The sequence below is a fragment of the Alteromonas sp. ABH4_452 genome (assembly GCF_056311825.1).
Genome location: NZ_CM149973.1, coordinates 3,706,709 through 3,732,996, shown reverse-complemented (window position 1 = coordinate 3,732,996; position 26,288 = coordinate 3,706,709). Strand labels below are relative to the sequence as shown.

At 44.6% G+C, this 26,288-nt stretch carries 21 protein-coding genes and 3 tRNA genes; 16 read left to right on the top strand and 8 right to left on the bottom strand.

What is annotated here, in order from left to right; translation table 11 throughout:
* Positions 1-108: 108 nt before the first annotated feature.
* Together ACYX4N_RS16040 and betI are read left to right on the top strand one after the other, a co-directional pair.
* The gene (locus ACYX4N_RS16040; protein WP_476054717.1) at positions 109-2,532 is read left to right on the top strand and encodes a TonB-dependent receptor domain-containing protein; all 2,424 of its coding nucleotides are present in this window, start codon (positions 109-111) and stop codon (positions 2,530-2,532) included.
* A gap of 72 nt (positions 2,533-2,604) precedes the next feature.
* Positions 2,605-3,180 (top strand): transcriptional regulator BetI, encoded by a 576-nt coding sequence (gene betI, locus ACYX4N_RS16035; RefSeq protein ID WP_474808155.1) that lies wholly within the window; start codon positions 2,605-2,607, stop codon positions 3,178-3,180.
* Between the two features lie 247 nt (positions 3,181-3,427).
* Here the strand turns inward: betI and ACYX4N_RS16030 are convergent, their stop codons facing one another.
* Together ACYX4N_RS16030 and ACYX4N_RS16025 are read right to left on the bottom strand one after the other, a co-directional pair.
* Complete coding sequence (locus ACYX4N_RS16030) at positions 3,428-5,500, bottom strand: M13 family metallopeptidase (protein WP_476056462.1); 2,073 nt, start codon at positions 5,498-5,500, stop codon at positions 3,428-3,430.
* Positions 5,490-6,779 (bottom strand): GNAT family N-acetyltransferase, encoded by a 1,290-nt coding sequence (locus tag ACYX4N_RS16025; protein ID WP_476054716.1) that lies wholly within the window; start codon positions 6,777-6,779, stop codon positions 5,490-5,492. The genes ACYX4N_RS16030 and ACYX4N_RS16025 overlap by 11 nt, the downstream gene beginning before the upstream one ends.
* A gap of 119 nt (positions 6,780-6,898) precedes the next feature.
* On the opposite strand from ACYX4N_RS16025, the gene ACYX4N_RS16020 reads away from it, so the two are divergent.
* The 9 genes from ACYX4N_RS16020 (at position 6,899) to ACYX4N_RS15980 (ending at position 14,965) form a co-directional block, all read left to right on the top strand.
* The gene (locus ACYX4N_RS16020; RefSeq protein ID WP_179982685.1) at positions 6,899-7,348 is read left to right on the top strand and encodes a regulatory protein RecX; all 450 of its coding nucleotides are present in this window, start codon (positions 6,899-6,901) and stop codon (positions 7,346-7,348) included.
* A gap of 300 nt (positions 7,349-7,648) precedes the next feature.
* Positions 7,649-10,246: an alanine--tRNA ligase gene (gene alaS, locus ACYX4N_RS16015; protein WP_476054715.1), complete on the top strand. Its 2,598-nt coding sequence runs from the start codon at positions 7,649-7,651 to the stop codon at positions 10,244-10,246.
* Between the two features lie 134 nt (positions 10,247-10,380).
* Positions 10,381-10,572 carry a carbon storage regulator CsrA gene (csrA, locus tag ACYX4N_RS16010; RefSeq protein ID WP_012517705.1) on the top strand — a complete coding sequence of 64 codons (192 nt, stop codon included), beginning with the start codon at positions 10,381-10,383 and terminating at the stop codon, positions 10,570-10,572.
* Between the two features lie 554 nt (positions 10,573-11,126).
* Positions 11,127-11,218: transfer RNA gene (locus tag ACYX4N_RS16005), tRNA-Ser, on the top strand.
* 37 nt (positions 11,219-11,255) lie between these two features.
* A tRNA-Arg gene (locus ACYX4N_RS16000) sits at positions 11,256-11,332 on the top strand.
* 53 nt (positions 11,333-11,385) lie between these two features.
* Positions 11,386-11,462 (top strand) — tRNA-Arg (locus tag ACYX4N_RS15995).
* A gap of 260 nt (positions 11,463-11,722) precedes the next feature.
* Positions 11,723-11,998 (top strand): OadG family protein, encoded by a 276-nt coding sequence (locus ACYX4N_RS15990; RefSeq protein WP_474808148.1) that lies wholly within the window; start codon positions 11,723-11,725, stop codon positions 11,996-11,998.
* An 18-nt stretch (positions 11,999-12,016) separates the two neighbouring features.
* Positions 12,017-13,831 (top strand): sodium-extruding oxaloacetate decarboxylase subunit alpha, encoded by a 1,815-nt coding sequence (gene oadA / locus ACYX4N_RS15985; protein ID WP_476054713.1) that lies wholly within the window; start codon positions 12,017-12,019, stop codon positions 13,829-13,831.
* A gap of 3 nt (positions 13,832-13,834) precedes the next feature.
* Positions 13,835-14,965 (top strand): sodium ion-translocating decarboxylase subunit beta, encoded by a 1,131-nt coding sequence (locus ACYX4N_RS15980; RefSeq protein WP_214993825.1) that lies wholly within the window; start codon positions 13,835-13,837, stop codon positions 14,963-14,965.
* A gap of 52 nt (positions 14,966-15,017) precedes the next feature.
* Here ACYX4N_RS15980 and ACYX4N_RS15975 read toward each other — a convergent pair whose 3' ends face one another.
* Genes ACYX4N_RS15975 through pspF form a run of 6 tightly spaced genes read right to left on the bottom strand, consistent with a single transcriptional unit; the run spans position 15,018 to position 21,554 of the window.
* Positions 15,018-15,821: an ATP-binding cassette domain-containing protein gene (locus tag ACYX4N_RS15975; protein WP_118489956.1), complete on the bottom strand. Its 804-nt coding sequence runs from the start codon at positions 15,819-15,821 to the stop codon at positions 15,018-15,020.
* Positions 15,821-16,816, bottom strand: a complete 996-nt coding sequence (locus tag ACYX4N_RS15970; protein ID WP_179982689.1) for a peptide ABC transporter ATP-binding protein — start codon at positions 16,814-16,816, stop codon at positions 15,821-15,823. Before ACYX4N_RS15970 ends, ACYX4N_RS15975 begins: the two co-directional genes overlap by 1 nt.
* Before the next feature lies 1 nt (position 16,817).
* Complete coding sequence (locus ACYX4N_RS15965; RefSeq protein ID WP_474808142.1) at positions 16,818-17,711, bottom strand: ABC transporter permease subunit; 894 nt, start codon at positions 17,709-17,711, stop codon at positions 16,818-16,820.
* On the bottom strand, positions 17,698-18,729 hold the full coding sequence (locus tag ACYX4N_RS15960; RefSeq protein WP_474808141.1) for an ABC transporter permease subunit: 1,032 nt from the start codon (positions 18,727-18,729) through the stop codon (positions 17,698-17,700). The genes ACYX4N_RS15965 and ACYX4N_RS15960 overlap by 14 nt, the downstream gene beginning before the upstream one ends.
* The gene (locus ACYX4N_RS15955) at positions 18,726-20,429 is read right to left on the bottom strand and encodes an ABC transporter substrate-binding protein (protein WP_476054712.1); all 1,704 of its coding nucleotides are present in this window, start codon (positions 20,427-20,429) and stop codon (positions 18,726-18,728) included. The genes ACYX4N_RS15960 and ACYX4N_RS15955 overlap by 4 nt, the downstream gene beginning before the upstream one ends.
* 3 nt (positions 20,430-20,432) lie before the next feature.
* On the bottom strand, positions 20,433-21,554 hold the full coding sequence (gene pspF, locus ACYX4N_RS15950; protein ID WP_474808138.1) for a phage shock protein operon transcriptional activator: 1,122 nt from the start codon (positions 21,552-21,554) through the stop codon (positions 20,433-20,435).
* Positions 21,555-21,775: 221 nt separating this feature from the next.
* Here pspF and pspA point away from each other — a divergent pair, with 221 nt between their 5' ends.
* The 5 genes from pspA (at position 21,776) to tyrR (ending at position 25,992) form a co-directional block, all read left to right on the top strand.
* On the top strand, positions 21,776-22,459 hold the full coding sequence (gene pspA / locus ACYX4N_RS15945) for a phage shock protein PspA (protein ID WP_474808134.1): 684 nt from the start codon (positions 21,776-21,778) through the stop codon (positions 22,457-22,459).
* Between the two features lie 75 nt (positions 22,460-22,534).
* Positions 22,535-22,774: an envelope stress response membrane protein PspB gene (pspB, locus tag ACYX4N_RS15940; RefSeq protein WP_025254416.1), complete on the top strand. Its 240-nt coding sequence runs from the start codon at positions 22,535-22,537 to the stop codon at positions 22,772-22,774.
* On the top strand, positions 22,771-23,217 hold the full coding sequence (gene pspC, locus ACYX4N_RS15935; protein ID WP_474808132.1) for an envelope stress response membrane protein PspC: 447 nt from the start codon (positions 22,771-22,773) through the stop codon (positions 23,215-23,217). The genes pspB and pspC overlap by 4 nt, the downstream gene beginning before the upstream one ends.
* A 203-nt stretch (positions 23,218-23,420) precedes the next feature.
* Positions 23,421-24,221, top strand: coding sequence for a phenylalanine 4-monooxygenase (phhA, locus tag ACYX4N_RS15930; protein ID WP_476054711.1), 801 nt, complete (start codon positions 23,421-23,423; stop codon positions 24,219-24,221).
* 214 nt (positions 24,222-24,435) lie between these two features.
* Positions 24,436-25,992: a transcriptional regulator TyrR gene (gene tyrR, locus ACYX4N_RS15925; RefSeq protein ID WP_476054710.1), complete on the top strand. Its 1,557-nt coding sequence runs from the start codon at positions 24,436-24,438 to the stop codon at positions 25,990-25,992.
* Positions 25,993-26,288 lie beyond the last annotated feature (296 nt).

Sequence of the window (26,288 nt, the reverse complement as noted above, 5' to 3'; positions counted from 1 at the left end):
AAGAATTTAGCAATTTAATTAATTGATTGTTCAATTAAACTTAACCTAAGTGTAACAATATCCACCTAAAGTAGTGTGCAAACAATACACAACTACTTTGGGAAACACATGAAATCACACAATAAATTATCTATAGCAATACTTGCTGCCCTTTCATCTATGGCTGCATCGTCACAAGTTTTGGCGGAAGAGGCGGAACGCGCAGAGGAAGAGCGTATAGAAGAAATTACGGTTGTCGGACGTAGCGTTTCTTACGCAAATAACGCAACCAGCGACGATATGTTTAAACAGCAGGCAAATCTTAGCAGTGTTTTAGCCGCGGTGGACAATTTACCCGGCGTACTCATTAACGAAGGCGATACCTTTGGCGCTGATGATTGGTCAACGTCCATCGTTATTCGTGGGTTTCAGGTCAACCTAAACGAACAGCAAATAGGTATGACGGTAGATGGCATTGCCAACGGTAACTCAAATTACGGCGGTGGCGCTAAAGCAAATCGCTATATCGATACTGAAAACGTAAATGGTGTAGAAGTGTCACAGGGTACTGCAGACATCGCTTCTCGTTCTCATGAAGCATTAGGCGGCACACTAAACTTCACCACCATAGACCCGTCGATGGAGCAAGGCTTGGTCACTAGCGTAACCGCTGGTGAATTTGATGCATCTAAATACTATGTTCGTTATGAAACGGGTGAAATATTCAAAGACACTTACGCTTGGATAAGCCTTTCAAGTCAAGAAAGCTCTGACTTTATGCAGCAGGCGGCGGAAAATACCCGCGACCATTTAGCGATGAAGTTTATCTCTACCGTTAGCGATGTATCGCTTACTGGTTATCTGTCTTACGACGATACTCACGAAGATAACTACCAGCGTATTTATGGCTTAGCGCAATATGAGCAAAACCCAGACTGGGATCAGTTAACTGACGAGTGGACAGGCGTGCCTTATCAAGATCAGGCATATCGCCGCGGTTGGTCTACGCTACGCGAAAATTTATTCGCCTATTTACAGGCAGAATTTACGATTGGTCAGGTCGATTTTATGACCAACGTGTATTATCACGACAATGAAGGGCGTGGTGAGTGGGTGCCTCCATATATCGTTGATGTTACTGACGACGGCGCAGAAGGCCATTCAGAGCTTGTTGTTGGCAACACGGTATTTGGCGGGCAAGAACTCGGACAAATTTACTTTGTGGATAGACAAGGCAATCAGTTAAGCCCTATTGAAGGTTGTCAAAGTTCACTAACTTTCCCTTATGGCGGTGCAGGTGCACAGTACGATCCTGGCTGTCACGAGCAAGGGGCTATCCCAGTGGGCTCTTATCGTCATACCCACTATGACAAACAGCGTATAGGTCTTAACGCTGATGCCGTTTGGTACACAAAGATTGGTGATTTTGATAATACGGTTCGATTTGGTATTTGGTGGGAAGATTACGATCGTGATGAATCACGTGACTGGCACAAAATTACCAACTCATCTATCAGTGTAGATTATGACAATGTACCTTATTGGGTGCAGTACGACAGAACATTCCCGGTTGATACTCTAATGTACTATGTGGAAGACGAGCTAGATTTAGGCTTCGCGCGCATCCGCGCGGGTGCGAAGAAATTTAACGTCGATATTGAAAAAACGGACAACTTTGATTCAGCTAACAATTTATCGGTGAATACTGATTCAGATACGCTGTTTTCAGCCGGTATTGTCGCACCATTGCCATTTGAAGGATTAGAAGTCTTTGCAGGCTACGGTGAAAACTTTGCGGCAATTAAAGACGCGCAGCTAGAGCGCAACGATACCGACCTCCGTTTTATAAAGCCAGAAACCGCTGACAATATCGACGTGGGTTTCCGCTATGCATCACCAGGCTTCAATGCCAGTGTGACCTACTACAATATTGAGTTTAACGACCGTATCCAATTTACCAGTAACGAAACTTCAGAGGGAATAGACTTTCTTGAAGCAGCTGCTGGTGGTTACAAAAACGTGGGTGGTATAGAGTCTAGCGGTTTTGAAATTTCAGCAGACGTTATGCTAACCGATGAGTTCTCATTGTTTACCTCTATCACTCTAAGCGATTCTGAATACGTTGCTACGGTAGGAAGTTCAGGCACGGAATACGATACCCTTGACGATGCGCTGGCAGCCATTGCTGACCCTGAAAACTCAGAAGTGTCACTGGTAGCTATTGAAGGTAATACGGTTATCGGTACGCCTGACACTATGGCTGTAATTAGCCTTGATTGGGCACGGGATAACTACTTTGCTGGTTTGTCTACAAAGTACGTTGATAGTCGCTACTTGGATATTGATAATGCCGCACAAGTAGATGACTACATAGTTAGCGACTTCTATATTGGCGGTTTTATCGAAAACATTGGCCAAGGTGTTGAAGAGTTGGAAGTGCGTTTAACAGTAAACAATCTGTTTGATGAAGACTATGCGTCTACTATCGCCCCAGGTGCATTTTGGATTGGCGCACCTCGCGCTGTTGCAGTCAACGCACGCTTAACCTTTTAATCGTGATATCATACCTGCGACAGCATAGCGCTGTTGCAGGTTATTTTTAGATTTAAGGTTTGGAGTTGTAGCATGCCCAAGGTGGGAATGGAGCCAGTTCGTAAGAAGCAATTAATTGAAGCAACGCTAGAAGTGATGGCAGAAGTTGGCTATCACGGAACAACGATTAGCTTAATTAGTAAAAGAGCTGGGCTTTCTTCAGGGATAATCAGTCACTATTTCGGTGATAAGCAAGGGTTAATTGAAGCAACCATGCGTCACCTTCTTGATGCGCTTAAAATCTCGCAGCGCATTAATGATCCGCTAGAGCGTATTGACTTCATCATTGAGAACAACTTTTCGCAAACGCAAGGGGCAAGTTCAGCCACCAATACTTGGTTTAACTTTTGGGCGCTATCGCTACACAATGAAGGCCTGCACCGTTTGCAAACTATTAACCATAAACGCTTAGAACGTAACTTAGCGTTTAGCTACCGCATGTTACTTCAACCGGAACAGGTTAAAAATGCTGCTGCGTCCACCGCCGCACTCATCGATGGGTATTGGCTGCGCTATTCTATGGGAAGCGTAGGAAACGGGGATTTTTCGGAAGCTGTGGTGCGCTGTAAGCAGTACGTTCGCGATTTAGTGGCTCAATACGGAAAATAAACACATATAGAGAAGATAAAAAGTAACCGCAAGATAAATTAAGCACTTGCTGTTACTTTAGAAAAAACACTGAGCGAATACTGAGTAGAAAATCTAAAAAAGGGCGGTTCGAGATAAATCGAACCGCCCTTTTTAATTAACTACACTTTCTAAATGAGCTAAATGGTTAGCGTAATTGGCGCCAGATACAAGTCGCTATCCGGCGCGAGAATCTAGCATGAGCTCACTAAGTGATTAACTCAACGAATTACCAAATTCTTACACGCTCTTCTGGCGCAAGATAAAGTGCATCGCCTGGCTTCACATCAAACGCCTCATACCATGCATCGTGGTTTCTTGGCGCTTGAGCACGATAACGGCCTGGTGCGTGTGTACCTGCACGTAGTTGGTTAAGCATGCTTTCTTCGGTGCGCTTTTCTTTCCACACTTGTGCCCAAGCCAGGAAGAAACGCTGGTCGCCTGTTAGGCCGTCAATTACCGGCGCCTCTTTGCCGTTAAGGCTAAGCTTGTAGGCGTGGTAGGCCATAGCTAGACCGCCTACATCGCCAATGTTCTCACCCAAGCTGTTGCGACCGTTTACGAAGTTACCTTCGATAGGCTCGTACTGACTGTATTGCTCGGCTAGCATGTCTGCTTTTTCTTCAAATGCTGCACGGTCGGCATCTGTCCACCAGTTGCGCTGAATACCGTTTGCATCAGATTTTGAACCTTGGTCGTCAAAACCGTGGCCCATCTCATGACCAATTACCGCACCAATAGCACCGTAGTTTACAGCAGCATCGGCATTAGGGTCGAAGAATGGCGGTTGTAAAATAGCCGCGGGGAATACAATTTCATTGAACGAACTATTGTAGTAGGCGTTAACGCGCTGCGGTGTCATACCCCAGCGGTTGCGGTCAGTTTTTTCTAGCTCGCGCTCTACCGACTGGTCTTGGAAGAAAGAACGCAGGTTGCGCACGTTGCCCACTAAGTCTTTGTCGCTAATGGTTACGCCGTCGAAAGACTGCCACTCGTCTGGGTAGCCAATTTTAGGGTTAAACGCCATTAGCTTTTCTTTGGCGTTAACCTTGGTTTCTTCGCTCATCCAGTCTAGGTTTTCAATACGCTCACCTAGCGCGGTACGCAAGTTCTCAACCAATTCCGCCATTTGCTCTTTTGAACTTTCTGGGAAGTATTCGTTAACGTAAATCTTACCGATAGCAAAGCCCAGTGACTCGGTGCCAGACATTTGGCTAACTGCGCGCTTCCAGCGAGGGCGTGGCTCTTGCTGGCCGCTAAGTGTACGACCAAAGAAGTCAAAATTAGCTAGGTAGATATCTTCAGAAAGGAAGCCAGCGTTATTTGAAATAGTGTGATACTTCAAATAGGATTTCCAATCGGCTAAGTCAGCTTCGTTAATAATTTTAATAACGTCTTTTACAGGCTCTGGCTGTGAAATATTCAGCTCAGGCACTTTGTAGCCGGTTTGAGCAAAATACGTGTCCCAATCAAAACCTGGGTATGCGTCAGACAGTTTACTACGCTCAATTTGGTTAAGCGTTAGGTCGCGGTCACGGCGTTTTTCGCGAGGCCACTGAATGTCTGCAATTTGTGTTTCAAGAGCAAGAATGTTCGCTGCTTTTTCTGCTGCGTTTTCTTCGCCTGCAAAATTAAGCATTTCCTCAATATGTGCTACATAAGCTTCGCGGATCTTAACAAAGCGTTCGCTATCGCTTAAGTAATAGTCACGATCAGGAAGGCCTAAACCACCTACACCAACACTTAGCTGGTATTCGTTCGGATCAAGGCGGTTGTACCACATGCCACCATAAATAGGAGTACTTGAACCTACCAGCCAGCTATTGCCAAACGCTTTGGTTAAGTCAGTTCTATTTTCAATGCTTTCTATCGAAGTTAGTACGTCCTGAATTGGCTCAATACCTTTTTCATTAATGGTATCGGTGTCCATATAGGCAACAAAGAAGTCATGAACAAGCTGCTCTTCTTCATTTAGAGACGTTTTCTCCATAAGCCCATCAATGATGTTTTTAACCTGCTCTTCACTGCGTTCCGCTAGACCAGTAAACGCGCCATAGCGGGTTTTATCTGCAGGAAGTTCATAGTTGTCGTACCATGTTCCGCTGGCGTACATAAAGAAGTCATCACCAGGTTTTACTGCTTCGTTGCGCGCGCTTAAATCAACGCCGAAAGAACCTAGCTCTGCTTCACCTTTCGCCTCAACAGTGCTTTCCTGAGTTTGTTCTTTTGCTTGCTCAGGCTGACCGCAGCCTGCAAGGCCTAAAGATGCCGCAATCGCTACGGCTAAAAGTTTATGTTTCATCATTTTTCTCGTTGTGATTATAAGTGTCGTCGTTAGGTGCAGTGACACTCGTTGTTTTTAAAGTAGGCACAAATTCCTTGTTAAACGGTAAAGCATTCCGTGCCTGATTAAAATAGCTTGCGATATGCGGCGTTTCGCGCTGTAAAAAGTCTGCTACAGCACTGTGGAACGATGCATGTCTTAATTTGTGGTGTGAACGGCAATAAATAGGCTCGAAACCTCGAAGTATTTTATGCTCACCCTGGGTTCCGGGGTTGAATAACTCTAGCTTTTTCGAAATGGCAAATTCGATGCCTTCAAAATAGCAGCAGGCAAAATGTAACCCGTCTATTTCTTTAAGTGCTCCCCAATATCGGCCATACAGCCCTGTGTCATCATAGAAAAATAGGGCGCTGGCTACCGCAACTTCATTTTCCATTGCAGTCACAATAAGCATGTTGTCACACATGGTGTCGACAAGTTGCTCAAAGAACGCATCATTTAAATATCCCACGTGGCCGCTGCGTTTTAAATAGGTTGCTTTGTAACACTTTGTGAAAAACTGCAGAGTTTCTGGGCTGATTTCACTTCCCGTATGGTGGGTAAATCGAACGCCTCGGTCACTGAGTTTACGGCGACTTTTCTTTATGTCTTTCCTCTTGCGGGATGTCAGTGCGTTAAGAAAATCGTCGAAGTCACCATACCCGTAGTTATGCCACTGAAACTGGACGGCGTAACGGGTTAAATATCGCCTTGCAGCATGGGTTAAATCCGAAGCTTGCGTTTCACTGCTAACTGAAAGTTGTGCCGATGTTCTCTCATTGGGAAACAGGTAGTGAAAAGAAGAAAGTTCTTCCCCAAACACTGATGCTACATACTCTGTCAAAGCATGCTCCAGTTTCTCCATAAGAGCGTGCGTTAGGGTTACGCTATCATCGCAAAGTATCCTTGGGCCTGTAACAGGGGTGAAAGGAATTGCTGATATCCATTTAGGATAATAGTCGAGCCCGTGCTGAGCATATGCGTTGGCCCATGCATGGTCAAATACATACTCGCCATAGCTATGCGTTTTCAGAAAACCAGGAATAATGATGCTGACTTCTTCTTGGTGAGCATGACTTAAAGCAATATGGCAAGGTTGCCAACCCGATTCATTTTTACACGAACCGCTGCTTTCCAATGCATGCAAAAACTCATAGGAAAGAAAAGGGCCCGCATTTTTTGCAAGTTGTTGCCAACGCTCTTTCGAAAGCTTTTCGATAGAATCTATTATTGTTATGCGATAGTCAGGTGCTGTCATGCAGTTAATATCATGTAGAGGTTTTGTGCGTAAAGCGCTTAGATAGTCGCAATATACGAGTATTTAGCGCTAAAATAACGCGGTTTCTACGTTTAATACAGAAGAGTAAGTTTACAAAAATGTCAGAGTTCGATCGAAAAATCATTACCGACGCGATTACTCGCATGCTGGCACGACGAGAGCATAGCTTTAACGAGGTAGTGCGTAAGCTACAGCAAAAAGGAATAGCGAGTGAGGCTTTCATGCCTATTCTGGAGGAATTTAAAGACGCTGATATTCAAAGTGACGCTAGGTTTGCTGAAAGCCGAGCGCGCGCACTGTATCTAAAAGGAAAGGGGCCTCGTGCAATAAAACTAGACTTACAGCAATATGGTGTAGATGAGAGTACTGCCGAGCATGCAATGGCAGAGATTGATGCTGACTGGTTTGAAAGCGCGAAAAAAGTAAAAGAAAAGAAGTTCGGCGAGTTTTATGAAACAGAATTCGCCTTAAGGCAAAAGCAAAAACAATTTTTGCAATACCGTGGTTTTTACCAGGAACACATCGATTATGCGGTTAGTGCTAATTAAACTAAACGTTTCTTTTTGGCCAGTTTTGCCAAGCTCCGCACCTTCATATTAATCACCCAAACGAATATCCGCTATTTTTTACTAAATTAAGGTAAAATTTGGCGGTATCTCGTGCCCTTGCCACTTAACAAAATTGCGCTTTCCGTGGTATTGTTGCGCAAATTTGTGCGCATTTTTACTATTCAAAGAATGGTAATAAGGTGTGGCACATTGAGTAATGACGAAATGTCCCGATTATAAGTCTTATCAAACAGGCAATTCGCACGTTTCAAAAATAGAATAAAGGAAGTTAGGTTTTCAATGACATTATCAACTGCTGACTTACGTAACAAGTTTATCAATTATTTTAAAAGCCATGGCCATCAGGCAGTGGCAAGCTCGTCACTGGTGCCGGCAGATGATCCCACACTTCTTTTTACTAACGCGGGCATGAACCAGTTTAAAGACTGTTTCTTAGGTGCAGAAAAGCGTAGTTATACTCGAGCAGTCTCTTCGCAGCGCTGTGTGCGCGCCGGTGGTAAACACAACGACCTTGAAAACGTAGGTTATACCGCCCGTCACCATACTTTTTTCGAAATGATGGGTAACTTTAGTTTCGGCGATTATTTCAAAAAAGAAGCGATCGAATTTGCATGGAACTTTCTAACTAAAGAAGTCGGTTTACCAAAAGAAAAGTTACTCGTTACCGTTTACTCTGACGACGACGAAGCGTTCGATATTTGGGAAAACCACATCGGTGTGCCTAAAGAAAAAATCATCCGTATCAGCACATCAGATAACTTCTGGTCAATGGGTGATACTGGTCCTTGTGGTCCTTGCTCTGAGATCTTTTATGACCACGGTGCACACATCTGGGGTGGCCCTCCGGGAACGCCTGAAGAAGACGGCGACCGTTTCATTGAGATCTGGAACTTGGTATTTATGCAGTTTAATAAGCAAGCTGACGGTACCATGGAGCCGCTGCCAAAACCGTCTATCGATACGGGAATGGGCCTTGAGCGTATTTCAGCAATTTTGCAAAACGTGCACAGCAACTACGAGATTGACCTGTTCCAAAACTTGATCAAGTCAGCTGCATCAATTGTTGGTACTGACGACCTAGAAAATAAGTCTTTGCGTGTTATTGCCGATCATATCCGTTCGTGCAGTTTCTTGATTTGTGATGGCGTAATGCCTACCAATGAAGGGCGTGGTTATGTATTGCGCCGCATTATTCGTCGTGCGGTTCGCCACGGCTATCAGCTAGGTGCAAACGATATTTTCTTCTATAAGCTGGTTGCATCACTGGCCAAAGAAATGGGCGAGGCGTATCCAGAACTTGTCGACCAGCTGCCTGTTATTGAAAAAGTACTGCGCGTTGAAGAAGAGCAATTTAGCAAAACCCTAGCTCGGGGTATGGCTATTCTCAACGATACGCTAGAAACTTTGGAAGGCGATACAGTTCCAGGTGACGTAGTGTTTAAGCTTTACGACACTTATGGCTTCCCTACTGATTTAACTAATGATGTAGCACGTGAGCACGACCTTAAAATTGACGAAGAAGGTTTTGAAGCTGCTATGCAAGCTCAGCGTGCTCGTGCCCAGCAGGCTAGCAACTTTGGTGCAGACTACAACAGTAAACTCGCCATTGACCACACAACCTCATTTACTGGGTATACCGATGTAGAAGGCCAAGCGAATGTGGTTGAACTTATTGCCGACAATGCATTTGTTGAGAAGCTTGAAGACGGTCAAGAAGGCGTTGTGGTACTAGACAGCACGCCGTTCTACGCTGAAAGCGGTGGTCAGGCTGGTGATAAAGGTGTACTTCGCGTGGCAAACGGTGAATTCATCGTTACCGACACCCAAAAAATGGGTAATGCGTTTGCACACAAAGGTATTGCTAAAGGTTCGGTATCTAAAGGTGATACGGCAACCGCAGCGATTGATGCAGCAAATCGTGAAGCCATTAAAAAGAACCACAGTGCTACCCATTTACTTCACGCAGCACTGCGTGAAATTTTAGGTGAGCACGTAACTCAGAAAGGTTCATTGGTTGAAGCGCCGCGCATGCGTTTTGACTTCTCGCATTTTGAGGCAGTAACGGCTGAGCAACTTGCTGAGATTGAAAGACGAGTTAACCAAGAAATACGTGCAAACCACACGTTAGCCACTGAGCTTATGGACCTAGAAGAAGCTAAAGCATCAGGCGCTATGGCGCTATTTGGCGAAAAGTACGATGAAAAAGTTCGCGTTGTAACCATGGGCCCATTCTCTGTTGAGCTATGTGGCGGTACACACGTTGCGCGCACAGGTGACATTGGGTTATTTAAAATTACCAGCGAGGCGGGTATTGCATCGGGCGTTCGTCGCATCGAAGCGGTTACAGGTGAGCAAGCCCTTGAAGTTGTGCAAGCACAACAGGCTACCTTGGCTTCGTTGTCTGGTTTACTAAAAACTGACAGCCAAAATGTACTCGATCGCGTAGTTTCTTTACAAAATCAGACTAAAGAACTAGAAAAAGCGCTCAATTCTGCGAAACAAAAACTGGCGAGTCAGCAAGGTGCTGATATGCTTAGTAATGCAGTAGAGATAAATGGCGTTAAAGTTCTTATTGCGAATTTGGAAGGTGTTGAAGCGAAGTCATTGCGTTCAATGATGGATGACATTAAAAACCGAATTGGTGAAGGGATCGTAGTATTAGGTGTGGCTAATGACGCGAAAGTGAATCTTATTGCTGGCGTTACTAAAAACCTCACTAGTAAAGTTAAAGCGGGCGAGCTAGTTAACTTTGTCGCATCACAAGTAGGTGGCAAAGGAGGCGGTCGTCCAGATATGGCACAGGCAGGCGGTGATCAGCCTGAAAACTTGGGCCAGGCGCTAGATTCGGTTAACGCTTGGTTACAAGATAAGCTATAATTATTTTTGTGTATAACAGTGAGTTTTTGAAGTGACACAGAAACAGGGAATCGCTGTCGCTACCATCGGGTCGTGCCGTTGGGTTGGCAAATATTAATGGATGATGTTCAGTATTAAGGAACAGGAGCAAGCGAATGCTTATTTTGACTCGTCGAGTTGGTGAAACGCTTATGGTAGGTGACGATGTAACCGTTACCGTACTAGGCGTAAAAGGGAATCAGGTACGTATAGGTGTTAACGCACCAAAAGAAGTTTCTGTGCACCGTGAAGAAATATATATGCGCATTCAGGCAGAAAAAGGCGGTCAGCCAGGCTCTGCAGAATAATTGCATAATACGCTTCATAGGAAAAGGTCAGCTATTGCTGGCCTTTTTTGTTTTTCTAGCACTCCCCGCTAACAAAAACTTTGAAGCGATTGAAAAACATAAAATCATTAAGTAAGCGTTTTAGGCATAAAGGTAGCAACTAGGTAGAGTTCACTTTTCATGGCCTGCTTTTTAACCTATACCTTTTCTATAAGCGATACAGAAACCTGCTAAAGCTTTTTATCAGCGGCCTTAAAGCGCGTAAGTAGAACTCAAGCGAGCAATACACAGCGGTGCAGCTGAATTGAGGCGAGAAAATTTAAAAATAACTGACATTATTTTTGAAAATTTGAGCACATTAACAAAGAAAAAGTGGTGATAAAGGTAAAGGCACCGCGTAGTTTCAAATACAAATTGGTAAATAGTGACAAATGAAATCTGTTTTAATTGTTTGTATTGCGAACAAATTACTGGTTTTTTGTTCGAATCGTTTAAAATGGCAGCGAGTGAACAATTTCTTTATAAAAAAGGTTTGACTCAGGCCAATGAATCCGTAAAATGCACCCCGCAGTCAAGGAGAGGTGGGTGAGTGGCTGAAACCAGTTCCCTGCTAAGGAACCATACGCATATACGCGTATCGAGGGTTCGAATCCCTCCCTCTCCGCCATTATTCGTTGGCAGTGACGGCCAACAACAAGTTTTGCGCGTGTGTAGCTCAGCTGGATAGAGTACCTGGCTACGAACCAGGCGGTCGGAGGTTCGAATCCTTCCACACGCGCCACTTATTTTAAAGCGTCACCTTTTGAAGTAAAATTCAAAAGTATACAAGTTAACGCGTGTGTAGCTCAGCTGGATAGAGTACCTGGCTACGAACCAGGCGGTCGGAGGTTCGAATCCTTCCACACGCGCCACATTGAAGAGCCCACCTTTTTAGGTGGGCTTTTTCATTTCTTGAATCCTTCAATTCTTCTTTTCTTTCTAAGCTACTTTCGCATAAAGCCCTAGCTTCATATAAATACAATGCATATGTTGCAAATTTATTAAGTAATAATGCATTAAGTTTCATATTGTGGGGTTTTATTCAATTTTAAGTGGTTTTTTATGCTGTTTTGTTGTGTTTTGAAAAACCTCGTGATACTTATTCAGGTACAAAATAACAACAGGATTGAATATGAATTCGGAATCCGTCGCTAGTTTGCTCATTGAAGCAGGCTCTCTTATGCTCATAGGAATGGTATTTGTCTTTTCATTCTTGGGACTGCTTATTGTCGGCATTCATTTGATTGCACGTTTTTGTGAAGCATTTCCAGGTGAAACATCAGAGCCTTTAGCTACTTCAGCTAAGTTGAGCCGAAACGATCAAGCGGTACAACCAGGAATAGACGGTAATGTCATCGCTGCTATTTCTGCTGCAATTCATACCCATCGCCAAAATTCTAAAAAATAATCCATATCAGGAGTTACCATGTCTAAGCCTCTGGCCCTTACCGAGCTGGTCCTGCGTGATGCCCATCAATCGCTTCTTGCTACGCGTATGCGTATTGAGGACATGCTTCCCATTGCTGAAAAGTTAGATAAGGCAGGCTTTTGGTCTGTTGAATCTTGGGGCGGTGCGACCTTTGACGCCTGTATCCGTTACTTGGGAGAAGACCCATGGGAGCGTATTCGTAAGTTAAAGGCAGCCATGCCCAATACCAAACAGCAAATGTTATTGCGTGGTCAAAACTTATTGGGTTATCGCCACTATGCTGACGATGTCGTTACTCGCTTTGTAGAGCGCGCTCACGAAAGCGGTGTAGACGTATTTAGGATTTTTGATGCCATGAATGACATCAGAAATTTGAAAACTGCTATTAAAGCTACCATAGACAGCGGCGCTCACGCGCAAGGCACGATTTCTTACACAGTAAGTCCAGTGCACAATCTTGAGCTATGGCTTGATATGGCAAAACAACTCGAAGATCTCGGCGTGCACTCTATCTGTGTGAAGGACATGGCCGGGCTTTTGAAGCCCTATGAATGCGAAGCATTAATTACAGGGTTAAAAGAGACCGTCGATGTGCCTATTGCCATGCAGTGTCACGCCACAACTGGGTTGAGCACGGCAACTTATCAGAAAGCCATTGATGCCGGTATTGATATGCTCGATACAGCTATCTCATCAATGAGCATGACCTACGGTCACAGCGCAACGGAAACTATGGTCTCAATCGTTGAAGGCACAGAACGCGACACGGGTATTGCGTTACCTGAACTGGAAGACATTGCGAGTTATTTTAGAGAAGTCAGAAAGAAATACAGCAAATTTGAAGGCAGCCTTAAAGGTGTAGATGCACGTATTCTGCTGGCCCAAGTGCCAGGTGGCATGCTAACCAACATGGAAAGTCAGCTAAAAGAGCAGGGTGCTGAAGATAAGTTTGAAGAGGTGTTAAAAGAAATCCCTCGGGTACGTGAAGATCTTGGGTTTATCCCTCTTGTAACGCCCACCTCGCAAATTGTCGGTACGCAGTCGGTACTTAATGTGCTAACAGGCGAGCGCTATAAGAGTATCACTAAAGAAACTGCTGGTGTACTTAAAGGCGAGTATGGCGCTACTGCAGCGCCAGTAAACAAGGAACTGCAAGAGCGTGTGCTAGATGGTGCAGAGCCTGTAACATGCAGACCTGCTGATAACATTGCGCCTGAGCTTGATGCGCTGAGCAAAGAGCTAAATGAACTGGCCGAGAAAAAACAACTTTCGCTGTCAGATGACAAAATTGATGATGTGCTGACTTATGCTCTATTTCCCCAGATCGGCCTTAAGTTTATCGAAAATCGCGGCAACCCTGATGCGTTTGAACCTGCACCGGGCGCTCAAGAGGCTAGTGATACCCTTGCGCCAGAACCAGTTAGCACAGCGTCGAACGCGCAAAGTGCAACCTCGGCTGAATCATATGATGTAAACGTAGATGGCAAGGTGTATCGCGTAGAAGTGGCACCCTCAGGTACGCTAACAAGCGTTACGCCAGCCAATACGTCTCAACCCCAGCCACAAACTGTTAGCACAGCTTCACCTGCCGCTGCGTCGTCGCAGTCAATTGATGCGCCACTAGCGGGTAACGTATTCAAAGTATTAGTACGAACTGGCGATAGTGTATCTGAAGGTGATGTAGTGATGATCCTCGAAGCCATGAAAATGGAAACAGAGATCCGTTCGGCGTATACCGGTACGGTCACTGACATTTCCGTGGGTGAAGGCGATGCTGTAACTAGCGGTCAACCGTTAATCTTATTGGGGTAATACATGGATAAGTTAATGGTGCTTTGGGATAGTACCGCACTTGCGCATTTTGAAGCAGGCCAGCTCATCATGATGGCGGTAGGCTTCGGTTTACTCTATTTAGCCATTGTTAAGAAGTTTGAGCCACTGCTCTTATTACCCATTGGTTTTGGAGCACTGCTGACGAACATTCCAATTGCTGGTTTTTCAGAAGCGGGTGGCTTACTGCACTACATCTATAAAATTGGCATTGATACAGGCGTGTTCCCATTGCTCATTTTTATGGGCGTAGGCGCAATGACAGACTTCAGCGCGCTTATTGCAAACCCTAGAATGTTGCTGCTTGGCGCAGCCGCACAGTTCGGTATCTTTGCGACCCTATTTGGCGCTATTGCGTTAAACCTTATTCCTGGTTTCGAATTTACGCTAAAAGATGCAAGTGCTATTGCCATTATAGGGGGCGCAGATGGGCCCACGGCTATCTTCCTTGCTTCACGTTTAGCTCCTGACTTACTAGGTGCTATTGCGGTTGCCGCTTATTCTTACATGGCACTGGTACCTATTATCCAGCCGCCCATTATGAAAGCGCTGACCACAAAAGAGGAACGCGAAATTAAAATGGGCCAACTTCGGCCTGTATCAAAGCGTGAAAAAATTATCTTTCCGCTCGCCGTGTTGTTTATGACCATTTTGTTTTTACCAGCCGCAACGCCGCTCGTAGGTATGTTCTGCTTTGGTAATTTGATGAAAGAATGTGGCGTAGTAGACAGGTTAAGTAAAACAGCCCAAAACGAACTTATCAATACCGTGACCATATTCCTCGGTTTAGCCGTGGGTTCTAAGCTATCAGCTGAGGCATTCCTTACAGTGGAAACCTTGGGTATTCTGGGCCTAGGCGCAATTGCATTTGGTATAGGAACCGCTGCTGGCGTGTTAATGGCTAAGTTAATGAGTAAGCTATCGGGCGGGAGTATAAACCCGCTCATTGGTGCTGCGGGCGTTTCTGCCGTGCCTATGGCGGCGCGAGTCGTGAATAAGGTTGGCCTAGAAGCAAACCCTCATAACTTCCTGTTGATGCATGCAATGGGGCCTAATGTAGCCGGTGTTTTAGGAAGTGCGGTCGCTGCAGGTATTTTGCTAGCACTGGTTGGCTAACTAGGGTAATACAATTTTGATATTGAGAGGGCAGTTTACTGCCCTCAGCGCTTTAACGGATTGTATTTTGCGGCACTAACGACTGGTAAGCGGTAACCAGTTTCTTGGTGCGGGTGTGCTGCGGCCATCTGAAAATAGTTTCAGTTTTACCTTCCTCCACAATTTCGCCGCCTTCCATCACCACAACTCTATCTGCAATATGCCGGACAATCCCTAAATTATGGCTGATGAAGATAAATGCTAAGCCCAGCTCTTGCTGTAGTTGCAGTATTAGGTTCACAGTCTGCGAGCGAATAGTAGGGTCTAATGCAGCAAAGGGTTCATCTGCAACAAGCACTTTGGGTTTTAGTACTATAGCCCTAGCCAATGCCACGCGCTGCTGTTGGCCGTCAGAAAGCATGTGCCGGTAAAAATAATAATGCTCGCGTAGTAACCCTACCTTTACCAACATATCTTCGATAATAGGCTTGCGTTCGGCTTCGCTAAGACCTGTATTCAAACGCAAGGGTTCGTCTAGGATTTTTCCTACCGGAACCGATGGGTTCATCGATTCCGCACTGTGTTGCAGAATCATTCGAATGTCGTGGGTCCGCTTGCGTTGGCCGTCTTTCGACTGGTACTTGGCTAAATACTTGTGAGTGTTTATTTCAATTTCACCCGCATCGGCAGGTAGGGCGCCAACTAATAATTTAGCAAGAAGGGATTTACCCGAACGGTTTTCCCCTATGATGGCAATAGTTTCCCCCCGTTTAACACTCATATTAACCGGACCAAGTTGAAATACCTCAGGCCGCTTTAACCAGCGCTTCTTTTCGTTATGTATAAACGTGAGGTCTTTTACCTGCAAAATGTCCATCACAGCTTCTCCATATGTAGCGGGTAATGACAGCTGTAGCTATGATCGTGAATTTTGCGTACGGCGGGCGTTTGCACACAAGCGCGCTGAGCTCGTGGACAGCGGGGGCCTAAACGACAACCAATAGGCAAATGTTGTAGCGTTGGTATAGAGCCGCTTAACGTAGGTAGCGCAGACTTAGGCGGTAAGTCTTTTCTAAAGCTTGGCGCACTGTCTAATAGCGCTTTAGTGTAAGGGTGAAGAGGGCGCTTTTTAATGTGCTTCATCTTTCCCGATTCTACCGTTTGCCCCGCGTAAAGAACTGTCATTGAATGTGACATACTCGCAATGGCAAGCAAATCATGGCTGACAAACAGAATCGATAGAGAGCGAGTTTGATTAAGACGCGTAAAGAGTTTTAGGATCTGCGTCTTGGTTGTGGGCTCCATGCCTCGAGTGGGATCATCTGCGATAAGTAATTTGGGTTGAGACACTAGCGCCATCGCTATCATGAACTTTTGCCCAATATCAGCGGGAATTTGGTGAGGGAATGCACTTAAGTAATGCTTGTGATGCTTTATTCCCACCTTATGTACAGTACTTATCGCTATCTTCTTTCTGTGCTGCGCACGTTGCCAAAACCAGCTACCTTCAACAAATTCATCAGGAATGCTTTCTTCAAGCTGTTCACCAAGCGTGGCCGACGGGTCAAGCGCCGCTTGTGGGTTTTGAAAAACCACCGCAATTTCTCGACGCATCACTTCACGGCGCTGTTGAACCGACATACCTAATAGGTTTTCTCCATTCCAGCTCATGCGGTCGGCGGTTAAATTCCACTGGTTTGGCAACGCTCCACAGATTGCCGATACAATAAGGCTTTTACCAGAACCTGACTCGCCCACAAGTGCACGAATCTCGCCTGAACTCACTGACAAATTTACCTTGTCCAGAGCCTTTATGGTGCTGTCACCGTTTTGCATTTCTAAGGTGAGGTTTTTGATATCAAGCATTGGCATGTTAGTGACTCACCCTTTTTCTTAATGAAGAACGCAAGCCGTCACCCACGATATTGATAGACAGTACAATAAAAAATATCGCCATACCGGGTACCGCTACATTCCAAGGCGCTAGGTAAGTAACGTCTAATCCGTCAGCTAGAATTACACCTAATTCAGGTAACGGTGATTGAGCCCCCAAGCTTAAAAAGCCAAGCGCCGAGATATCAATAACTGCGATAGAAAGAGCCAGTGTTCCTTGAACCACAAGCATTTCCGTCATATTAGGTAAAATAGAGTGTACAAAGAGCTGCCATTTGCTTGCACCGTCAAGCGTTGACGCAACAATGTAGTCTTTCTTCATTTCTGCCCGCACGAAACTGCGCGTGTGGTGCACAAACTGAGGAATAAGGGCTAGGGTGATAGCCCACATACTGTTGACCAAACCCGTACCAAGTATTGCAACTATGATAATAGCAATCAGTAGGGTAGGGATCGCCATAAGCGCATCAAGTAAGTGATTCGCAACACTTGAGCGAACCCCGCGTAACATACCAGCAAGCGTACCTAAACTCACACCAACTAGCATCGCAAGTACTACGGTTAAGAAGGCCGAGCCCAGCGTTGTTCTGCAGCCGTAAATAATACGGGTAAATAAGTCTCTTCCTAACGCGTCTGTGCCGAACAAATGGGTAATAGAACCATTTGCTAACCAGCTAGGCGGAATTAGCAATCCGTCGATGTTCTGTTCAACAGCGTCATATGGGGTAATGAGAGGGGCGAATAAGGCGCACACCACAAATAGCGCTAGCAGAATTAAACCCAGCATAGAAATGTGGCTAGCCTTGAACGAAGCCCAGGTCCGTTGCCAAGGGGAAGGATGGAATTCTTCTTCGTACAAACTAAACTGTGGCACGCTCGTATTTCTCTCTACTTGGGTCAATCATACGGTTTAATACATCGACCAGAATCGTCAGGGTAATTACTACCGTGGATACCGCCATCATACCAATACGTAAAGCAGGGTAATCCCGTTGATAGATGGCTTGAATTAGCCAGTTGCCAATGCCTGGCCATGAAAACAAGGTTTCAACAATCATTGCATTGGTTATAAGCGTAGTAATTTGAATCGCCATCAGCGGCAAAATGGGAAGTAGTGCATTACGTAGTATATGGCGAAAGAATATTTGCCAACTAGAAAGCCCGCGCGACACGGCTGCAGCAATATAGGGGCGATGTTTTACATCTATAACTGAGCGCCGAGTTATGCGTACCATCGAGGCCGTGGTTATGGCGCCAATAGCAAATGTAGGTAGCGCTAAGTGTGATAGTGCATCTTTAAATGCTAAGGATTTGTTTTCGATATCCGACAGTAAAACATCAAATAGAATAAAGCCGGTTACTGGCTCTATGTCGTAAATTAAACTTATTCGGCCAGACAATGGGGCCACGTCTAATTCTAAACTAAATACCAGAATAAGCAGCAGAGCGAACCAAAAAACAGGGAAAGAATAGGTAGTAATGCTCGCACTATTTATTAAGTGGTCAGACGTTGAATAACAGCGAATGCCGGCGTAATAGCCTAAGGGGATGCCAATAAATAAGGCCATTAGCATTGCGTAGGTTGCCAGTTCTATAGTAGCTGGCATCGCTATACCTACTTCCTCTCTTAAGGGCAGACCAGACGTGAAACTATAGCCCCAATCACCGGTTAGCAAATTACCTACGTAGTAAATAAACTGAAAAATATAGGACTGGTCTAGCTTAAACTGTTTCTCTAACGCGGCCCGCTGCATCTCATTTTGTGGCACAAGCCCGGTCAGGTTTTCCAACGTATCGCCTGGAAAAAGGTAGGCCAGCGAGAACGAAATAATCGTCAACACTAAAAGCGTTAATATGAATAATGTGCAATATCTTAGGAGAATTTGGATCACAGTGCTTTCTCTACCCCGCCAAAACGCACACCGCCAAAGGGATTAATAGTCATGCCTTCTAACTCATTTCTATATGCTTGATAGCGATAGGCATGTGCAATGGGGACCACAGGAAGACGTTCGTATAATAGCCTATTTACTTGCTTGTAAATAGCCAATCTCTCGTCAATGTCATCGGTTTGAAGCGCCTCGTTAAGTAGCTTGTCATAACTATCATTGCACCACATTGCCCGGTTCGTTCCAGATGGGATTGCTCCGCAGCTCAACAAGGGGCGATAAAAGTTGTCAGGGTCGCCGTTATCGGCAGACCAGCCGATTAATACGGAGTCGTGCAGACCTTCTTGTAGATGACGTCTAAATGTAGCCCAATCGTAACTAACGATAGTTGCATCTACGCCCACATCGCGAAGGTATCGCTGAATCAGCTCGGCCATCTTCGTTGCGTTGGGGTTGTAAGCGCGCTCGACCGGCATGGCCCATATTGTCATTGAAAACCCAGGGGCTATTCCTGCATCGGCCAATAACTTACGAGCCAAGACAGGGTTGTAGGCTGTATCATCGGCGTCGTTTTGAAATGCCCAGCTAGCCGCAGGCAGTAGAGTTTTAGCTCGTGTTGCACTGTCGAAGTAAACCGCTTCTAATAATGTGTTTTTATCAATAGCCGCCGCGAGCGCTCGCCTTACATCGGGGTTATCAAATGGCGGGCGCTGGGTATTGAAGGCCCAAAAGCCCACGTTTAGCCCTGGTTTTTCCGCTAATGTCAGATCGTCTTCTGTTCGAATCACTTCAAGTTCCGTTTGTGCCGGGAATGCCGTAGCATCACATTCCCCAGTCATCAGCTTAGCTAGTCGTAATGAACTTCTTGGAGTGATGTCAAAAATGAGCTGCTCAACCAAGGGCGTGTCTAGCTTTTTTTGTTGGCTTAAACTTTGTAGCTCTGATGTTATGTTGCTATCGCTGTTGTCACCTTCTCCAAATGACTGTGTGCGCCAATAGTTTTCATGGCGTAAATATTTAATAAAGTGGTCTTTGCGATAGCTGTTGAATTTAAATGGTCCTGTGCCAACGGGAAGTTCATCAATTTTGCTAGGTGTTCCAGCTTCAGCAAGTTGTTCGGCATATTCTTCTGACAGAATAACGGCGAAGTCTGTGGCTAAATTAGACAAAAATGAGCTGTCACGACGCTTAAGCGTAATTTCAACGCGATAGCCGTTTACCCGTTCAACTAACGCAATATTTTGAGCAAGACCAATACTTTCAAAATACGGATAACGTCCACCCGACACATAATGGTATGGATGCGAGCGCAAACGCCATCGGTTGATGCTAAAAATAACATCGTCTGCGTTAAAGTTTCGTGTTGGCTTGAAATAGTCCGTTGTGTGAAACCAAACATCTTTGCGAAGCTGAAAGGCGTAGGTGAGCCCGTCATCACTGACTAGCCAGCTACTAGCAAGACTCGGCACAATGCGACCAGAATCGGGGTCGAAATCAAGTAGTCTATCGTACAGTTGGTGAGATGATGCATCAGAGGTTGTGCTCGATGTATCAAGCTGCGGATTAAAAGTTACTGGGTTGCTTTCAGAACAATAAATAATACCCGTATTATAAAACGCTTGTTTATTCTGTTTAGCACAGGATGCAACAAGAAGCGCTGTACATAAACATAATGACAAACGCTTCACCAAACCATGGGACATGCTCTACGCCTCGACGTTTTCAGCGGAAGAATCTAGTAAGTTATATTTTTTGAGATAGCCTCGCAGCTGATGATAAGTCAGGCTCAATTTTTCAGCGGTTTTCTTTTGATTAAACTGACTGTCAGCAAGTGCCTGTTTTATCATATCTATCTCATGTTGTTGAGAGCGTTCTTTCAAATCTATGGGATATTCGACAATTTCCTGCGTTTTAGCAGGGGTGAGTGGTGTAACGTCAGCACTTTCAACACGTTTACCTACCACTGGCGTGTCTGGCTGCGCAACAAGGTTAGGCGAATCTGTGGCGCTCACTCTATCATTTGTTTTAACTCTACCTTTCGGACGGTAGGCTGACTCGAAGGGGTCTAACACTATTTCATGGACGGGAAGGTGGGGGTTATTCGTTCTGTATACTGCACGTTCGACCACATTTTTAAGCTCACGGATATTACCAGGCCAATCATAATCAAGCAGAGTGCGTTTTGCTTTTTCAGTGAAGCCGCTAAACAGTTCCATTTCCATTTCACGGGCCATATTAATAGCGAAGTTTTCAGCTAACATCATGATATCTTCTCGACGCTCGCGAAGGGGCGGGATGGTGATAACGTCAAAAGCAAGACGATCGAGAAGGTCAGCGCGAAATTCACCGGCATCGGCAAGGGCTGGCAAATCTTCATTGGTAGCTGCGATAAGGCGTACATCGGTTTTTACTGACTTACTGCCTCCTACGCGCTCAAATTCACCATATTCCACTACCCGCAGTAGCTTTTCCTGAATAAGACCCGATGTGTTAGCGAGTTCGTCAAGGAATAGGGTACCGTTGTGCGCCACTTCAAAGCGACCTTCGCGACGTTTCGAAGCGCCGGTAAAGGCACCAGCTTCATAACCGAAAAGCTCACTTTCTAATAAACTTTCACTTAGTGCCGCGCAATTCAACTTAATGTAGTTTTGATCCCAGCGCTTTGATAAGAAATGCAGGCGCGCAGCAATCAGCTCTTTACCAGTGCCTCGTTCGCCAATGACGAGAACGGGTTTATCTAGCGGTGCAATCTGTGAAATTTGCTCTAAAACTTCTAGAAAACTATTTGCTTGGCCAAGTAAATTGTCTTGCTGTCGATACCTACTCATTAAATCCCTCAAAAATTAGTCATTTCGACCAATTAATAGTGTAGAACAAAAGATATTGATAAACGAGCATTATTTGAGCGCATGGAAAATGTATATAAAATAATAGGTTAGCATCTGAACAAAGTTGGCAAGTATATTGAATGCTACCTATACCAAGAGTAACCTATTTATCAAGTGTGGTGTTTTCTAACACTTACCATTTTTAGCAAGAGGTAATTATTATGGGTATCTTCTCGCGTTTTACAGATATTGTGAATTCGAATATTAATGCGATTTTAGACAAAGCTGAAGATCCTGAGAAAATGGTTAGATTAATCATTCAGGAAATGGAAGACACGTTGGTTGAGGTGCGCTCTGCATCTGCAAAGACGCTAGCCAATAAAAAGGAAATTGCTAATCAAATTGCAAAGTATGAAAGCGATGCAAATGATTGGGAAGCAAAAGCAGAACTTGCGTTAAGCAAAGATAGAGAAGACTTGGCGCGCGCTGCGCTGCAAGAAAAGAAAAAGTCTGCAGAAGCTGCAGAAGCGCTAAGTAAAGAATTGGCCGTTGTTGAAGAACAAATCAGCAAGCTTCAGGATGAAATTGGTCAGCTTCAAGAAAAGCTTGCCGATGCTAAGAGCCGTCAGAAAGCCATTATTATGCGTCAGAAAACCGCAAGCTCTCGTCTAGAAGTCAAAAAGACACTAGATAGTACGAAAGTAGATAATGCAATGGGGCGCTTTGAGCAATACGAGCGTAAAATCGATGACCTTGAATCACAGGTGGAAGCTTATGATTTGGGTAAAAAGACGCTGCAAGATGAGTTTGCAGAGCTAGAAGCCAGCGACAAAGTGGAAGACGAACTAGCTGCGCTTAAAGCCAAAGTAAAAGGTGCTAATAAAAGCACCGAAAAATCAGAATAATAAAAACAAGGTATACCCTCTTGATGGAAAACCGTGAAGAGGGTAGTTACATCAGAGTTTGTAGGAGACATTGAGATGGATGAAGGTACAATTGCAGTGTTGGTTATGCCACTTGTGGTGTTCTCAATATTTGTTGCTCCCATTTGGCTAATTTTACACTATCGAAGCAAAAAGCAGGTCAATCAAGGATTGAGTGTTGAGGAGCACGCCTCTTTACAAGATCTTGCTGAAAAGGCAGAAAAAATGAGTGAGCGTATTGAAACATTAGAGGCCATTCTAGATAGTGAGGCGCCAGAGTGGAGGAATAGAGCATGAGAAATGGTAAGCAGCTCTATCGCAACCCCGAAAATGCACGCATTGCAGGTGTGTGTTCAGGTATAGCCGAATACTTTGGGTTGGAAACCTGGTTAGTGAGAATCTTAGTCGTTACCGGTTTCTTTCTACTTGCAGGTCCGTTTATCTTTGTCGCCTACATAGCCGCTTGGTTCATTTTAGATAAGAAGCCTGCTGGCCTTGATGATAAGCCTACAACACCGGTTTTTTCAAAAGGTAAAGGCTGGACGAATCCAAACGCTGGACAGGTAAAAAGCCCAAAAGTTGAGGTGAAAACCAAAGTTTGGCAGGCTGGAGAGCCACCTAAACAGGCGTTTCACGATATTCGCAATCGCTTTGAAAAAGCAGAAGTTCGTCTACGTAAAATGGAAACCTATGTGACGTCTCGTGAATATCAGCTAAATAAAGAAATTAGCCGTCTATAGCTGGCCTTACAGCTCACAAGAATCTAAAAGAAAGCCGCTCGCAATGGGCGGTTTTTTATTATCTAAATCAAGCGCTTTAGTTGCCTATGTAAAATTCCTGTTACAGCAAATATGAAGTTGTCATGAGGTCATCCACTTTTCGGCGCCGTGAATTTCATTAGACTAAAAGGTAAGTTATTTCACACCTATTGGTTACAGAAGTTATGCCAAAATCAACGCAATACCAGTCGAGAGAATCTGATGAAAATGGCATTATTCATTGGTCAGATGAAGAAAACCAAATTTGGTCGGAGCTTTATGCGAGACAAATTCCACTGGTAAAAGAAAGAGCGTGCCAAGAATATTTGGACGGGCTTGATTTGTTGAAATTGAACGAAAAAGAAATTCCTCAGTTGCCAGACATCAACAAAGTTCTGATGGAGAAAACGGGGTGGCAAACTGCTGAAGTGCCTGCGCTAATAAATTTTGGTGAATTTTTTAGGTTGCTGGCAAACAAGCAATTTCCTGTCGCTACTTTTATTCGTACTCGAGAAGAGTTTGATTATCTTCAAGAGCCCGATATTTTTCATGAGGTATTTGGACACTGTCCGCTTTTAACAAATCCAGCTTTTGCTCATTTTACCCATACATATGGTAAGTTGGGCCTAGCGGCCAGTAAGGAAGACCGAGTTTACTTAGCGCGCCTTTATTGGTTCACGGTAGAATTCGGACTAGTGCGAGCCAAAGATAAGTTAAAAATATATGGCGGGGGTATCTTGTCCTCACCAGGCGAAACTATTTATGCGTTAGACAGCAACACACCGTTACGCAATCCACTAACTGCTATCGACGCTCTGCGAACACCTTATCGTATCGATATTATGCAGCCTCTTTATTATATCCTGCCGGAATTCGACCATTTGTTCGAATTAGCAGAAATGGACATCATGGCACTCGTGGAAAAAGCTAAATCCTTAGGGTTGTTTTCCCCACTTTTCCCACCGAAAGAGAGAAAAGCCAGCTAACGCTATTGTTAATTAAATGTGTTTTATATAGGATGCCGCTCATCGAAGCGGCATTTTTTTGTTTCTGGGGTTTAGTCCTTTGTCCTTGTGTAGTTTGTGCCTCAAACTAAGCTGCTTATCGCAATTTTAAAGTTCTGTAACATTTATCTTGTTATCTTTTTGTAAAAGTATGATATCCTGTACATATATGTTTACAATGAAGCTATAACACCCTATGCGTCTAGAAATAAGCTGTCAGGACCGTCTTGGAATCACTCAAGATGTTTTAGATATCCTCGTTACCAAAGAAATAGATTTGCGTGGTATTGAAATTGATCCCGCAGGTAAAATTTTCCTCAATTTTCCCAACATTGAGTTTGCTGATTTTCAGCATCTTATGCCTCAGATACGTCGCATCGACGGTATCGATGATGTAAAAACAACTTTATTCATGCCGGGAGAGCGAGAGAAAAACCAACTCTCTGCGATTTTAAGAACATTACCTGATCCCGTTTTCTCTATAGATGCAAAAGGCAATATTTTATTGTGTAACGAAGCGGTGAGCGCAGGGCTTGAAATGCCAAGCACTGAAATCATAGGTACCGAAGTTAGTGAAATTGTTAAGGGGTTCAACTTTACTAAATGGATGGATGGAAAGTCACCAGGCCCACAGTCTTCAAAAGTGAAGTTTATTCAGCAGGATTATCTTGCCGATATGCTGCCGATCACCGTACCCGATGGTGAACAAAATATGATTATGGCAGGTGCCGTAGTTATATTGAAATCGGAAATGCGCCTTGGACAGCAGTTTACTGCTTTCCACCAATCGCCAACTGACAGTTTCGACCGCTTTGTTGCTCAGTCACCTTTTATGAAGCGAGTGGTTCACGAAGCCAAGCGCATAGCAGATTTAGACGCACCTATTTTAATTTTCGGCGAGACAGGTACGGGTAAAGAGATGATTGCCAGAGCATGTCATCAGTCGAGCCGCCGCAGTGAAGGGGCGTTTTTAGCACTTAATTGCGCATCGCTACCCGACAGTGTGGCAGAGACTGAGTTGTTTGGTTACGCTGCTGGTTCGTTTAACCAGCCAAGCGCTAAGCTGGGGCTATTAGAACAGGCAAAAGGCGGTACGCTTTTACTTGATGAAATAGCCGATATGTCTTCACAACTTCAGGCCAAATTGCTTCGGGTTTTAGAGGACGGTGAATTTAGACGCGTGGGAGACTCGGAACCGGTTAAAGTCGACGTGCGATTTATTTGTACTACGTGCCGAGACTTAGGTCAGCTGGTGGAAGAGGGGCGATTTAGAAAAGAGCTGTATTATCGCCTAAACGTGTTGAGCTTAGTAATGCCGTCTTTAAAAGATAGAAGGCAGGACATTGTGCCGCTGGCCGAATCTTTTATTGTACAGCACAGTACTAAACTGGGTCGCCGTCCCGCAAAACTAAGCAAGTCTTGCGTAGATTTCCTTCAGCAGTATCCATGGCCTGGTAATGTAAGACAGCTTCAAAATGCCCTTTACCGTGCATTATCACTGCTAGATGGAAAGGAAATTACCAAAGAAGATATTCAACTGCCAAGCTGTGCCCCTAGTGTTACCTATATAGATGAGAACTTCGAGGGAACACTAGATGAGGAAGTGAAGAAGTTTGAAAAGGACCTGCTCAAGCGCTTATACCCTTCCTATCCAAGTACACGCCAATTAGCGAAAAAGCTAGGATTGAGCCATACTGCCATCGCCAATAAGTTGCGAGAGTATGGCATCAACAAAGCGACTGTTAAACTATAACAAACTAAAAAGTATTGCCCTTTGGTTCACGCATAATGGCAAAGGGCAATACGGTTTGAGCCTTTCTAGTAACCCTACGCATCCGTTACGATTAATTTACATTGCTTGCAGAGCAGACTATCCGCGCCTTTCGTTACCGATTAACAACTTTGTGCGTACACCCTTTCTTACAGCCAAACAAAACTTCGTAGCTCAAACACTTCTCAAGTTGTACCAACTAGTGGCATAACAGTATTCACATAATGCTTACAATCTGCTGGCGCTTTAAGACTACTCTCATTTCAAATTATACAAAT